Consider the following 13,529-nt stretch of genomic DNA (forward strand, 5'->3'; position numbering starts at 1 on the left):
CTTGAGGGTCGCCTGAAGGATCAGGCCTCGACGTGGATGCCGCTGTGGCGCAGCAGGGCGTCTATCTTGGGCGCCCGGCCACGGAACGCCTTGAACAGCACCATGGGCTCCCGGCTGCCCCCCTGCTCCAAGATGTTCTGCAGGAAGTCCTGACCGGTCTGGGCGTTGAACACCCCCTCCTCCTCGAAGCGGGAGAAGGCATCGGCGGAGAGCACCTCAGCCCACTTGTAGCTGTAGTAGCCCGCCGCATAACCGCCGGCGAAGATGTGAGAGAAGCTGTGGGAGAAGCGGTTGAAGGCCGGCGGCGTCACCACCGCCACCTGCTCCCGCACCTGAGTCAGGGTCGACAGCACCTGGCCGGCCTGACCCGGCTGGTAGTTCTGGTGCAGGCGGAAGTCGAACAGGGCGAACTCCAGCTGCCGCAGCATCTGCATGGCGGACTGGAAGTTCTTGGCCGCCAGCAGCTTGTCCAGCTCGGCCTGCGGCAGGGGCTCGCCGGTCTGGTAATGGCCGGAGAGGAAGGCCAGAGCCTCAGGCTCCCAGCACCAGTTCTCCAGGAACTGGCTGGGCAGCTCCACCGCATCCCAAGGCACCCCGCTGATGCCGGCCACCCCGGCCACATCCACCTGGGTCAGCATGTGATGCAGACCATGGCCGAACTCGTGGAACAGGGTCACCACCTCGTCGTGGGTGAACAGCGCCGGCTGATCGCCCACCGGGGCGTTGAAGTTGCAGGTCAGGTAGGCCACCGGCCGCTGCAGCTGGCCATCCTGGCGGTAACGGCGCCCCTGGCAGTCGTCCATCCAGGCGCCGCCGCGCTTGTGGGCTCGGGCGTACAAGTCTAGGAAGAAGCTGCCCCGCAGCTCGCCCTCGGCATCATAGATGTCGAAGAAGCGCACATCCGGATGCCAGGTCTGCACTCCCAGGTGGGGCTGGATCCGCAGGCCGAACAGGCGGCGCACCGTCTCGAACAGGCCGGCAATCACCTTGGACTCGGGGAAGTAGGGCCGCAGCGCCTCATTGGAGATGGCGTACTTGTGCTGCTTGAGCTTCTCGGCGTAGTAGGCCAGATCCCAGGCTGCCAGCTCGCTGACGCCGTGCTCGGCCTCGGCATAGGCCTTGAGGGCCGCCAGTTCCGCCTTGCCCTGGGGCAGGGAGCGGGCCGCCAGCTCGTCCAGAAACGTCAGCACCTGCTCCGGCTTCTCCGCCATCTTGGTGGCCAGGGAGAGCTCGGCGTAGTTGGCAAAGCCCAGCAGCTGGGCCAGCTCGTGGCGCAGCGCCAGGATTTCCTCCATCAGCGGGGTGTTGTCCCACTGACCGGCGTTGGGCCCCTGATCGGAGGCGCGGGTGACGAAGGCGGTGTACATCTCCTGACGCAGGGCCCGCTCGTCGGCGTACATCATCACCGGCAGGTAGGAGGGAATGTCCAGAGTGAACAGCCAGCCGTCCAGCTCGCGACTCTGCGCCAGCTGACGGGCGGCCGCCTGGGCGGATTCCGGCAGGCCGGCCAGTTGGGCCTGGTCTGTGATCAGCTTGTGCCAGCCTAAGGTGGCATCCATGACGTTGTTGCTAAAGCGCGAGGCCAGCTCCGATAAACGGGCGACGATCTGACCGAAGCGGGCCTGGCCCTCCGGCGGCAAGGCGATACCGGACAGGCGGAAGTCACGCAGGGTCTGGCGGATATATTCCTGCTGCGCCTGACTCAGGCGGGGGAATTCATCGCTGTTGGCCAGCTGGTTGAAGGCCTGGAACAGGCCGGCGTGCTGACCGACGAAGGTGTGGAACTCGGCCAGCAGCGGCAGGCAGGCATCGTGGGCCTGGCGCAGGGCCTCCGTGTTAACCACGGAATTCATGTGGCTCACCGGCGACCAGATGCGGCTCAGGCGGTCGTCCGTCTCTTCCAGCGGTGCCACCAGGTTGTCCCAGGTATAGGGCTCGTTGCCCTGTAGCACCTCGTTGATGCGCTGCTTGCAGTCGGCAATGGCCTGCGCCACGGCGGGCTGGATATGGTCGGGCTGGATCTGGCTAAAGGGTGGCAGGCCATCCATGCTCAGCAGGGGATTGCTCATGGGCATTACCTCTTTGTGGACTGCGACCGGCCAGGGGCCGGATCGGTACAATCTCGAATACGGCCTTCTAAGATGTAGGTTGAGTCAACATTTATCAAGCCCGGCTTGACTTAGCCCAGGCCGCCCCCGATAAAAGTGAGACCTGTGATGAGCTAGACTCATCCCCAGAGACTCGCAGCATTAAGGCCATCATGACGAGCACCTTCCGCCCCCTGCTAAAAGCCATCGCCCGCAACACCCTCTCCCTGCGGCTGCTCTCCTATATTCTGGCGGTGAGTACCCTGCTGGCCCTGCTCATCACCCTGCTGCAGCTGTTGTGGGATTACCGCCAGGACGTGGGCCAGGTACAAAACAGCCTGGATCAGATCGAAAGCTCCTTCGTGCAGCCTATCGCCGCCAGCCTGTGGAACCTGGACGAGGAGCAGATACTGGTGCAGCTCGAGGGCATCATGAACCTGCCCTCCATGCAGTTCGTCGAGGTCAAGGAGATGATGGGGGACAGCCAGGTGCGGCTGCTCTCCCTGGGCACGGAGCAGAGCCAGTACGATCTGACCCGGGAATACCGGCTGACCTACCAGGGCGAAGAGGTGGGCCGCCTGTTCGTCGCCTCCTCCCTGGCCCAGATCTACCAGCGGCTGATCGAAAAATCCCTGGTGATCATGGTGACCCAGACCATTAAGACCCTGGTGGTCTCTTTCTGTATCTTGCTGATCTTTCACCTGAAGGTGGTCAGGCACCTCAACCGCATGGCGCAATTTTCCCGGGAGTTCAACCTGGATAACATGGAGGGCGAGCTGTTGCTGGAAGGGCGGGATCCCAATCCCGCCAAGCCGGATGAGCTGGATGTCCTGGCCCATACCCTCAACCAGAACCGCCAGACGCTACAGCAGGAGTTTCATGCCCGCCAGGAGTTTACCGAGCGGCTCAAGCAGGAGCGGGACTTCTCCACCACCCTGATCAACTCCTCCAACCTCATCATCTGCTGCCTGGATCAACAGTTGGTGATCCAGACCATCAACCCGGCGGCCGTGCTGCTCACCGGCTATGTGCAGCAGGAGATGCAGGGCAAGAGCTGGTTGCACTTCTTCGTCAGCGAACCAGAGCGGCCCCAGGTGGCCGGCGAGCTGGCCGCCATGACGCTGTTGGAAAACCGCGAGATCACCACCCGCGACCAGCAGGGCGACGAGCTGATACTGCAGTGGAACTTCGTGCCCTTCTACGAGGGGGACAACCTGCGCTACCTCATCGCCTTTGGTTACGACATCACGCCACTCAAGCGGGTGGAACGGGAGATCAGCCGGCTTAACGAGCAGTTGGAGCTCAAGGTGCAGCAGCGCACCGCCAGCCTGCAGCAGAGCAACGCCGAGCTGACCCGCGCCTACGACAACCTCAAGCTGGCTCAGCAGTCCCTGGTGGAGTCGGAGAAGATGGCCTCGCTGGGTTCCCTGGTGGCCGGGGTGGCCCACGAGATCAACACCCCCATCGGCATCAGCGTCACCGCCGCCTCCTTCCAGCAGGAGCGGCTCAAGGAGTTCCACCGCAAGATCGACGAGAAGCAGCTCTCCCGCACCTACCTCACCGAGCTGCTGCAGACACTGGATGAGTCCAGCCAACTGCTGCAAAACAACCTGCGTCGCGCCTCGGATCTCATCTCCAGCTTCAAGCAGGTGGCGGTGGATCAGTCCTCCCAGGCCCACTACAAGTTCAATGTGGCGGACAACCTGCATCAGGTGGTGGTCTCCCTGGGCCACAAGCTGAAGAAGAGCCAGACCGAGGTCAACATCCAGTGCGATCCCAAGCTGGACATCCTCTCCTACCCCGGCTCCTTCGCCCAGATCTATGCCAACCTGATCCTCAACTCCATCAACCACGGTTTCGAGGATAGGCCCCTGCCTCACCAGGTGGACATTCAGGTGACCCAGGAGGACGGCATGCTGCAGATCGACTACCGGGACAACGGCAAGGGCATAGAGCCCAGCATACTGCCGCGCATCTTCGACCCCTTCGTCACCACCAAGCGCGGCATGGGCGGCAGTGGCCTGGGCACCCACATCATCTACAACCTGGTGGTGCAGCTGCTGCGCGGCCAGATCACCTGTGACAGTGAGCCCGGCAAGGGTGTCCACTTCCAGATCCGCATGCCTCTGGAGTCCGACGGGGAGGCTGCTCCGCAGACGGTGTGAGCCTGCGCGGGCGGATATTCTGGAGTATGATGGCCGCCCGCCATGCCGCGTTGAGGAGTCGCCATGCATCATATCCGCCAGATCCGTCGTTACCTGCGCCAGAGCCTGATACTGCTCATCGCCCTGGCCGCCCTGCTGGCCATCTATGTGCTGATCACCGGTGAGCTGGGCTGGCTGGAGATCAAGTCCCTGCTCAGCGCCTTCATCGGCTTCGCCGCCGGCCTCAACGGCCTGGCCTGCGCCCTGTGCCGGCACCAGTTGCGCCGCCACTGGCCCGCCTGGCTGGGGGTGGGGCTGGGCAGCCTCAGCGCCCTGCTGCTGCTCATCCAGCTGTGGGCCAATGTGCAAAGCCCGCTGTACTGGAAGCTGTGCGGCCTGGCCCTCACCTGGACCCTCACCTACACCCATAGCCTGCTCACCGTGATGGTGGAGCTGGACGGCTGGCGCCAGCGCCTGCTGATCCCGGCCACCCGGGCCTGTGGCATCGCCCTGGGGCTGCTCACCAGCGTCGCCCTGCTGGCCGAGGTCTACAACAGCCTGCTGATCCGCAGTTTCTCCGTGCTGGCCATCCTCACCGGCTTCTGCACCCTGATGCTGGTGCTGCTGCACCGTCGTCACCTGCCCCTGACCCCGCGCCTGGTGCTGCAACCCCTGCCGGACGGCCTGTACCGGGACGTTCGGGAGGGCCGGCTCTACAAGGTCAGTCCCGCCGACGAATAAGATGGCGACCAATCCGCCCAAGGCCTGGGCCTACGCCCTGGCCACGGTGGCGCTCTGGTCTACCGTGGCCAGCGCCTTCAAGCTCTCGTTGGGCTACTTCAGCCCGCTGCAGCTGTTGCTGGTGGCCAGCCTCACCTCCTGCCTGCTGCTGGCCGGCCTGCTGAGCCTGCAGGGCAAGTGGCCCCTGGTGCGCCAGTTGTTACGCCACCGTGGCCGGTTGTTCCTGCTGCTGGGGCTGCTCAATCCCCTGGCCTATTATCTGCTGCTGTTCCAGGCCTATGCCCTGTTGCCAGCCCAGCAGGCCCAGGCCATCAACTACACCTGGGCCATCGCCCTCTCCCTGCTGGCGGTGCCGGTACTGGGACAGAAGCTCAACCGCTTCGACGGCCTGGCCATTGTCTGCACCTACCTGGGCGCCCTGGTGATCGCCACCCGCGGCCAGCTCACCAGCCTGCAGTTCGATAGCCCGCTGGGGGTGGGACTGGCCCTGCTCTCCACCCTGATCTGGGCCGGCTACTGGCTGGTGAACGCCAAGCACCAGGCCGATCCCCTGGTGAGCCTGTTTCTGGGTTTTGCCCTCAGCCTGCCCTTCACCCTGCTGATCTGCCTGGTATGGGACGCCCCGCCGCCCCTCGTCTGGCAAGGCTGGGCCGGCGCCCTCTATGTGGGGCTGTTCGAGATGGGACTGGCCTTCGTGTTCTGGCTGCAGGCCCTGCGCCACGCCCGCCAGGCCAGTCAACTGAGCAACCTCGTCTTTTTGTCGCCCTTTGCCTCCCTGCTCTGGCTGCGCTGGCTGGTGGGCGAGGCGATACACCCGGCCACCCCATTGGGGCTGGCACTGATCGTCGCCGGCCTGCTGATCCAGCAATGGCCCCAGTGGCGCAAGCAAAAGTCGGCGCCATGAGAATCCTTTTGCGCAAAAAACTGGGGTGGAAATTTGTAAGGGGGGCTATGCCCAAGGCCCTTTGTGGTATTCTCCGCCTCTTCCGTCACAGTTCCTTGAGTAATCAGGCCTGACCTCATGATGACCAAGCAATCTCCGATTGGCGACCGCCTGCAGGCGCTGCGCCAGCTGATGGCCCAGCAAAACCTCGACGCCTTCATCATCCCCCATGAGGATGAGTACCTGGGGGAATACACCCCTCCCGAGGCGGAACGCCTGGCCTGGCTCACTGGCTTCAACGGCTCGGCGGGCGTGGCCCTGGTGCTGGCCGACACGGCGGCCCTGTTTGTGGATGGTCGTTACACGGTCCAGGCCCGCAACCAGGTGGATGAGGCGCTGTTCAGCCTGCATCACCTGATCGACGAGCCCTACCTGACCTGGCTGACCGGCCAGCTGGACCGCAAGCAGCGGGTCGGGCTGGATCCCCGCCTGCACAGCCTCGCCAGCTACCAGAAGGCCAAAGCCAGCCTGGGGCAGAAGGAGATCGAGCTGGTAACGCTGGAGAAGAACCTCATCGATGCCCTGTGGCAGGACAAACCCGTCCCCGGCAAGGCACCGGCCCTGCTCTACCCTGAATCCCTGGCCGGCCAATCCAGCACCCAGAAGCGCGAGGCCCTGGCCACCGAGCTGCGCAAGCAGGGGCTGGATGCCGCCCTGCTGACCCAGGCCGACTCCATCAACTGGCTGCTGAACCTACGGGGCCACGACATTCCCTGCCTGCCGGTGGTGCTGGGCTTTGCCGTGCTCTACAGCAACGCCAGCCTGGAGCTGTTCACCGACACCGACAAGCTCGACATCGGCAGCTTCACCAGCCATGCCGGCTTCGACATCACCGTCTATCCGCTGGAGAAGATGGGGGATGTGCTGACCCGCATGGGCGAGGACAAGCTGCGGGTGCTGGCCGATACCAACCACTCCAACGCCTGGACCCAGCTCACCCTGCAGAAGGCGGGTGCCACCCTGGTGGACGGCGCCGATCCCTGCCAGTTGCCCAAGGCCCGCAAGAACGCCAGCGAGCTGGCCGGCATGGTGGAAGCCCACCGCAAGGATGCCGTGGCCATGTGCCGCTTCCTGGCCTGGCTGGACGATCTGGTGGCGCGGGATGGCCGGGCCGATGAAGGCACCCTGGCCGACCGTCTGGCCCTGTTCCGCCAGGAGCAGGTGGACTACCTGGAGCCCAGCTTCGACAGCATCTCCGCCCTGGGCCCCAATGCCGCCATGTGCCACTACAAGCACACCAACGGCGAACCCCGCGCCCTGGGTCAGGATGGCATGTACCTGATCGACTCGGGTGGCCAGTACCTGCAGGGCACCACCGACATCACCCGCACCGTCAAGGTGGGTGAGGTGAGTGACGAGATGCGCCAGCAGTTCACCCGCGTCCTGCAGGGCCATATCGCCATCGACCGGGTCCGCTTCCCCAAGGGCACCGCCGGCATCCAGCTGGACGTGCTGGCCCGCCTGCCCCTGTGGCAGGCCGGTTTCAACTATGACCATGGCACCGGCCACGGCGTCGGCCACTTCCTCAGTGTGCATGAGGGCCCGCAGCGCATCGCCAGCAAGGGCAGCCTGACCCCGCTGGAGCCCGGCATGGTGCTGTCCAACGAACCAGGCTACTACCGGGAAGAAGCCTTCGGCATCCGCTGTGAGAACCTGGTGGTGGTGGAACCCTGCCCCGAGGCGGGCGAGGTCACCCGCTACCAGTTCCGTCGTCTGACCCTGGTGCCCTTCGACGTCCGCCTGCTGGCGCAGGAACTGCTGGACGACAGCCAGCGGCAGTGGATCAACGACTACCATGCCCAAGTTTGGCAAGAGATAGGTCCGCTGCTGGACGAAGAAACCCGCACCTGGCTGCAGCAGGCCACCGCCCCGCTCTGACCCAATAACGGGGCCTGCCACCGCCTTTTGCACCGGCAAGGCTGGCAGGACCCCGTCAAATTGGTAGAATCCGCCCACTTCAATTGACGCGTTCGGCCCAGAGCCTCGTTGATTATCAGGTATGCGTATGCTTTCCACGACTCACTATCGCCAACAGCTAGACGCCTTGCCGTCCCTGCCAGTCAGCCCCACGGCCCTGGTGATCCACCATTCGGCAGCGGCGTTCAAACAGCGCCTGCTCACCCTGATCGGTGAGGCGCAGCGCCGTATCTATCTGGTGGCCCTCTACCTGCAGGATGATGAGGCCGGCCGGGAGATACTGGACGCTCTGTATGCGGCCAAGCGGGCCCGCCCCGGCCTGGATATCCAGGTGCTGGTGGACTTTCACCGCGCCCAACGCGGTCTCATCGGCAAGGGCCAGCAATCCGGCAACCACATGCTGTACCAGCGGCTGGCCGCCGCTCACCCGGAGCTGGATATCGCCATTCGCGGCGTGCCGGTGAAGCGGCGGGAGTGGCTGGGGGTGCTGCACCTCAAGGGCTTCGTGTTCGACGACACCCTGCTCTACTCCGGCGCCAGCCTGAACAACATCTACCTGGCCCAGCAGGGGCGCTATCGCTTCGACCGCTACCATGAATTCCAGGACGGCGCCTTGGCCGACAGCATGGTGGAATATGTACGGCGCAATCTGATCGAAGAAGGGGCGGTGCAGCGGCTGGATAAACCCGATGTGCCCCAGGTGCGCCAGTTCAAGGCGCTGCAGCGCCAGTTCCGCCAGCACCTGGAGCAGGCCAAGTACCGCTTCCTGCCGACGCACCGCAAGGAGGGGCAGTTCAGCATCACTCCGCTGGTGGGGCTGGGCAAACGGGACAACGCTCTCAACCGGGTCATACAGCAGCTGCTGCGCAGCGCCCGTGACGAGGTGTTCATCTGTACCCCCTACTTCAACCCACCCAAGAGCCTGGCCCAGGATCTGCGCCGGCTGCTCAAGCGCGGCGTCAAGCTGACCCTGGTGGTGGGGGACAAGACCGCCAACGACTTCTACATCCCGCCCGGCGAGAAGTTCAGCCCCATCGGCGGCCTGCCTTACCTGTACGAGTGCAACCTGCGGCGCTTCTGCCAGCGCTATCAGCGGCGCATCGACAGCGGCCAGCTGAACGTCATGCTCTGGCAGCATGACGACAACTCCTATCACCTCAAGGGCATCTTCGTCGACACCGACCTGACCCTGATCACCGGCAGCAACCTCAATCCCCGGGCCTGGACCCTGGATCTGGAGAATGGCCTGCTGCTGCGGGATCCCGAAGGCCTGCTGCAGGCGCCCTTTGCCGAGGAGAAGGCCAGCATACTGCAGCACACCCGCCGGCTGAGCCACTACAGCCAGCTGGATCAGCTCAAGGACTACCCGGAGCAGGTCCGTCGGCTGTTGACCCGGCTGCAGCGCTTCAAGGCCCACCTGCTGCTGCGCCAGATCCTCTAGGCAACCCCAGGTGCCAGTCAGGCCTCCCGTTTTCGGGGGGCCTTTGTTATTATCTGATCATATTTACAGTATGACGGGCCCGGCATGCATCTGGACAAGCTCCCCATCACCAGCCTCAAGGGCGTAGGCAGCAAGCTGGCCGAGAAACTGGCGACCCTGCACCTGCAGACGGTGCAGGACCTGTTGTTCCACCTGCCGCTGCGCTACGAAGATCGCACCCAGAGCCTGCCGCTGGACGCCCTGCAACCGGGCATGAGCTGCGGCACCGAGGGCATCATCACCGACTGTCAGATCATCCCGGCGCGGCGGCGCATGCTGGTCTGCCGGCTGCACGATGGCCAGGCGGGGCTGACCCTGCGCTTCTTCCACTTCCACATGAGCCAGCAGGCGGCCCTCAAACCCGGCCGCCGGCTGTTCTGCTTCGGCGAGGTGAAGGCCGGTTACCAGGGGCTGGAGATGATCCACCCCGAGTACAAGCTGCTGGACGACGAGCAGGCCGTGCCGACAGAAGCCAGCCTGACCCCCGTCTACCCCGCCACCGAGGGGCTGCGCCAGCAGAGCCTGCGCGGCCTCACCGACCAGGCCCTGGTGCTGCTGCGCCAGCACGGGGTGCCCGAGCTGCTGCCCGAGGGGCTCTACCCCCAGCAGATCAGTCAGGCCGATGCCCTGCAGCTGCTGCACAGACCCCCGCCGGAGGTGGATTTGGCCACCCTGGAGACCGGGCGCCACCCGGCCCAGCAGCGGCTGATCCTCGAAGAACTCATCGCCCACCATCTGTCGGTGCTGCGCCACCGCGCCGCCAGCGCCCGACTGGCCGCCGTGCCCCTGGCCCCGCAACCGGCGTTGTGCGGGCGGCTGCTGGCCGCCCTGCCCTTTTCGCCCACCGGCGCCCAGCAGCGGGTGGTGGCGGAGATCGGCACCGATCTGACCCGGCCCCACCCCATGATGCGGCTGGTGCAGGGGGACGTGGGCTCCGGCAAGACGCTGGTGGCGGCCCTGGCGGCCCTGCAGGCCATCGGCAACGGCGGCCAGGTGGCCCTGATGGCGCCCACCGAGCTGCTGGCGGAACAGCATGCCGTCAACCTGGCCGGCTGGCTGGAGCCCCTGGGGATCCGTATTGGCTACCTGGCGGGAAAGCTCAAGGGCAAGGCACGGGAGACCCAGCTGGCCGCCCTGGCCGCCGGCGAGGTGCAGCTGGTGGTGGGCACCCATGCGGTGTTCCAGGAGCAGGTGCGCTTCGCCCATCTGGTGCTGGTGATCATCGACGAGCAACATCGCTTCGGCGTGCACCAGCGGCTGGCGCTGCGGGAGAAGGGCAGCCAGGCCGGCGCCCACCCCCACCAGCTCATCATGACCGCCACCCCCATACCCCGCACCCTGGCCATGACCGCCTACGCGGATCTGGACACCTCCATCATCGACGAGCTGCCGCCGGGGCGCACCCCGGTCACCACGGTCGCCCTGGCCGACAGCCGGCGAGACGAGGTGATAGAGCGGGTGCGCCAGGCCTGCCAGGACGGTCGCCAGGCCTACTGGGTCTGCACCCTGATCGAGGAGTCTGAGGTGCTGGCCTGCCAGGCGGCGGAGAATACCGCCAACGAGCTGCAGCTGCGGCTGCCGGGGCTGCGCATCGGCCTGGTGCATGGCCGCATGCGCCCCCTGGAGAAGCAGACTGTGATGAGCGCCTTCAAGGCCGGCGAGCTGCAGCTGCTGGTGGCCACCACCGTCATCGAGGTGGGGGTGGACGTGCCCAACGCCAGCCTGATGATCATCGAGAACCCGGAGCGGCTGGGGCTGGCCCAGCTGCACCAGCTGCGCGGCCGGGTGGGCCGCGGCGCCCGGGACTCCCACTGCGTGCTGCTCTACCACGCGCCCCTGTCCAAGACCGCCCAGCAGCGGCTGGCGGTGCTGCGGGAGAGCAACGACGGCTTTCTCATCGCCCAGCGGGATCTGGAACTGCGGGGCCCCGGCGAGTTGCTGGGCACCAAGCAGACCGGGCTGGCGGATCTGAAGATCGCCGACCTGCTGCGGGACCAGCCCCTGATCCCCCTGGTGCAGCAGCTGGCCCGCCGGCTGCAGGCCGAGGCGCCGGAGCGGGTGACCCCGCTGATCCGCCGCTGGCTGGGAGAGCGGGACAACTACACCCAGGTCTAGACTTTCCCACGGCCCGCCCGGCCCCTATAGTAGCCGGATGGCCACCCGGATGGAGACAGAAGACAAAACGATGCAAACCGCGATTCGCTTTTTCCTCTACAGCCTGCTGGTGCTGATCATCCTGATCTGGATTGGCCTTGGGCTGCTCAATCCCAGCCACCTGCGGGCGCCCCTGAGCGCCTGGGTGGAGCAGCAGACCGGCCTGCCCCTGACCATCGACAAGCTGGACTACAATCCCCTCTACCCCAACATAGTGCTGGCGGAAGGCATCAAGCTGGGGGAGGTGCTGACGGCGGACAAGATCTACCTGGAGGTGGCCGAAGGCTCCTGGTTCCAGCGCCGCCTGGTGATCCGCCACCTGGATCTGGTGCGCCCCCGTTTGACCTTGAAAGACGGCCAGAGCTGGCCCAGCCTCCCCCTGGCCCAGCTCAAGGTGGAGGATCTCAACCTGACGGAGCTGGCCCTCCACTGGCCGGACGGCCAGCTGGGGGGCGTCAGCCTGCACCTGGGTAACTGGCAACCGGTGCAGGACGGCCAGTGGCAGCCCCTGCAGCAGCTGGGCCTCACCGGCCGCATCGGCCGACTGCGCTGGCACAACCTGCAGCTGGCGGATCTGGAGCTGGATGGCCAGTGGCAGGCCAACCGCCTGCAGCTGGATCACCTCAGCGGCAAAGGGCTGGACGGTCGCTTCGACCTGCAGCAGCTCACCTGGGATCCGGCCCAGGCCAGCCTGCAAGCCCAGAGTGCCCGCCTGGAGGGCAACCGGCTGGATCTGGACCATGCCCCCCAGGTGCTGCCGGTGCGGCAGCTGCAGCTGGGCCAGCTGACCCTGGAGGACATCAGCCTGTCCCAGGCCAGTGCCCACCGCGCCCTCAACCGCTTCCACGGCCAGCTGAATCAGCTCAACTGGCAGGCGGGCAATCGTCCTCAGCTGCGCCTCAAGGGCCAGGCCGATGAGCTGGCCTGGGGCAGCCTGTGGCACCTGGAGCAGCCCAAGGGGCAGCTGGAACTCAACGCCGGCGACAGCTCGCCGTTCCGGCTGGACGCCGGCCTGTGGCAGGGGCAGCTGAGCCTGGCCGGCCAGCTGGAGGCCGATGGCCAGACCCTGACGTTGGAGCGCGCCACCCTGGACAAGGGACGGCTGGAGCTGCCGGCCGACTGGCGTCAGCAGCTGACCGGCTGGCCCAGGGTGCAGCTGCGCCGCCTGGACGTGGGGCAGCTCAACCTGATCTCGTTTGATGATGCCCTGCCGCTGTCCCTCAAGGGGGGCGAGCTGTTCGCCACGGATCTGCTGCTGGATGAGCAGGGGTTGCACCGGGCCGGCGAGCGCGCCCGCCTGGAGGCCAGCTGGCTGGAGCTGGCCTATGGGGGCCTGGTGGGGCGCCAGGGCGAGCTGGCTGCCGAATGGCAGGCCGACGACCTCAAGCTCAAGCAGCTCACCACCCAGCTACAGGGCGGCCAGCTGAGCGCCAGCGGCCAATGGAGCACCGCCGCCGACGGCCAGCAGGCGTTGCAGCTGAGCTGGCAGCCGGCGGATCTGCAACAGGTGAGCGCCCTGTGGCAGCCCAGCTACCCCTTCGACGGCAAGGGCCAGCTGCAGCTGGATCTGCAGGCCCAGGGCAACAGCTGGGCCCAGATCGGCAGCAGCCTCAGCGGCCAGGTCAGCCTGACGGTCAACGACGGCTTCCTGGAGGGCATCGCCCTGGATCAGGCGCTGGACGATCTGCTGCAACAAAAGACGCTGCCGGAGCCGACACCCTGGTCTACCCTGCTGACCCAGCTGCCCAAGGGGGACACCGCCTTCAATCCCAGTCGGCTGCAGCTCACCGCCCAGGCCGGTCGGCTGAGCCTGGCGGGCTCCGCCGCCTCCTCCATCACCCACCTGCTGGCCTGGCAGGGGGGTGTGGATCTGGCCAAGGGGCAATGGGATCTGCAGTGGGCCCTGCTGGACAGCCGCTACTGCCCGGCCCTGACCGCCCGTCTGAGCGGCCCTCTCGCCGAGCCCAGCCTGCAAGTGGCCGAATCCCAGGGTTGTCAGCCCTGGCGCGTCACCCCCGTCACCTACCCGCCCCAGGGGCGGCAAAGCAAGTTGAGACCCTGAT

General features: G+C 66.0%; 8 protein-coding genes. 7 read left to right on the plus strand and 1 reads right to left on the minus strand.

Annotation, left to right across the window (positions count from 1 at the left end; translation table 11 throughout):
• Positions 1–20: 20 nt before the first annotated feature.
• Positions 21–2,069 (minus strand): oligopeptidase A, encoded by a 2,049-nt coding sequence (gene prlC / locus ABD847_RS16275; protein WP_345014933.1) that lies wholly within the window; start codon positions 2,067–2,069, stop codon positions 21–23.
• A gap of 191 nt (positions 2,070–2,260) precedes the next feature.
• On the opposite strand from prlC, the gene ABD847_RS16280 reads away from it, so the two are divergent.
• The 7 genes from ABD847_RS16280 (at position 2,261) to ABD847_RS16310 (ending at position 13,528) form a co-directional block, all read left to right on the plus strand.
• Complete coding sequence (locus ABD847_RS16280; RefSeq protein ID WP_345014935.1) at positions 2,261–4,252, plus strand: ATP-binding protein; 1,992 nt, start codon at positions 2,261–2,263, stop codon at positions 4,250–4,252.
• Between the two features lie 63 nt (positions 4,253–4,315).
• Positions 4,316–4,972 carry a hypothetical protein gene (locus ABD847_RS16285; protein WP_345014937.1) on the plus strand — a complete coding sequence of 219 codons (657 nt, stop codon included), beginning with the start codon at positions 4,316–4,318 and terminating at the stop codon, positions 4,970–4,972.
• 1 nt (position 4,973) lies between these two features.
• Positions 4,974–5,876, plus strand: a complete 903-nt coding sequence (locus tag ABD847_RS16290; protein ID WP_345014939.1) for a DMT family transporter — start codon at positions 4,974–4,976, stop codon at positions 5,874–5,876.
• Positions 5,877–5,996: 120 nt separating this feature from the next.
• Positions 5,997–7,793, plus strand: a complete 1,797-nt coding sequence (locus tag ABD847_RS16295; protein ID WP_345015067.1) for an aminopeptidase P family protein — start codon at positions 5,997–5,999, stop codon at positions 7,791–7,793.
• Between the two features lie 127 nt (positions 7,794–7,920).
• Positions 7,921–9,273: a CDP-diacylglycerol--serine O-phosphatidyltransferase gene (gene pssA, locus ABD847_RS16300; protein ID WP_345014940.1), complete on the plus strand. Its 1,353-nt coding sequence runs from the start codon at positions 7,921–7,923 to the stop codon at positions 9,271–9,273.
• An 84-nt stretch (positions 9,274–9,357) separates the two neighbouring features.
• Positions 9,358–11,427, plus strand: a complete 2,070-nt coding sequence (recG, locus tag ABD847_RS16305; RefSeq protein ID WP_345014941.1) for an ATP-dependent DNA helicase RecG — start codon at positions 9,358–9,360, stop codon at positions 11,425–11,427.
• 70 nt (positions 11,428–11,497) lie between these two features.
• Complete coding sequence (locus tag ABD847_RS16310) at positions 11,498–13,528, plus strand: AsmA family protein (protein ID WP_345014942.1); 2,031 nt, start codon at positions 11,498–11,500, stop codon at positions 13,526–13,528.
• Position 13,529: the final 1 nt, after the last annotated feature.

The organism is Pseudaeromonas paramecii (assembly GCF_039540575.1).
Taxonomy (GTDB): Bacteria; Pseudomonadota; Gammaproteobacteria; order Enterobacterales; family Aeromonadaceae; genus Pseudaeromonas; species Pseudaeromonas paramecii.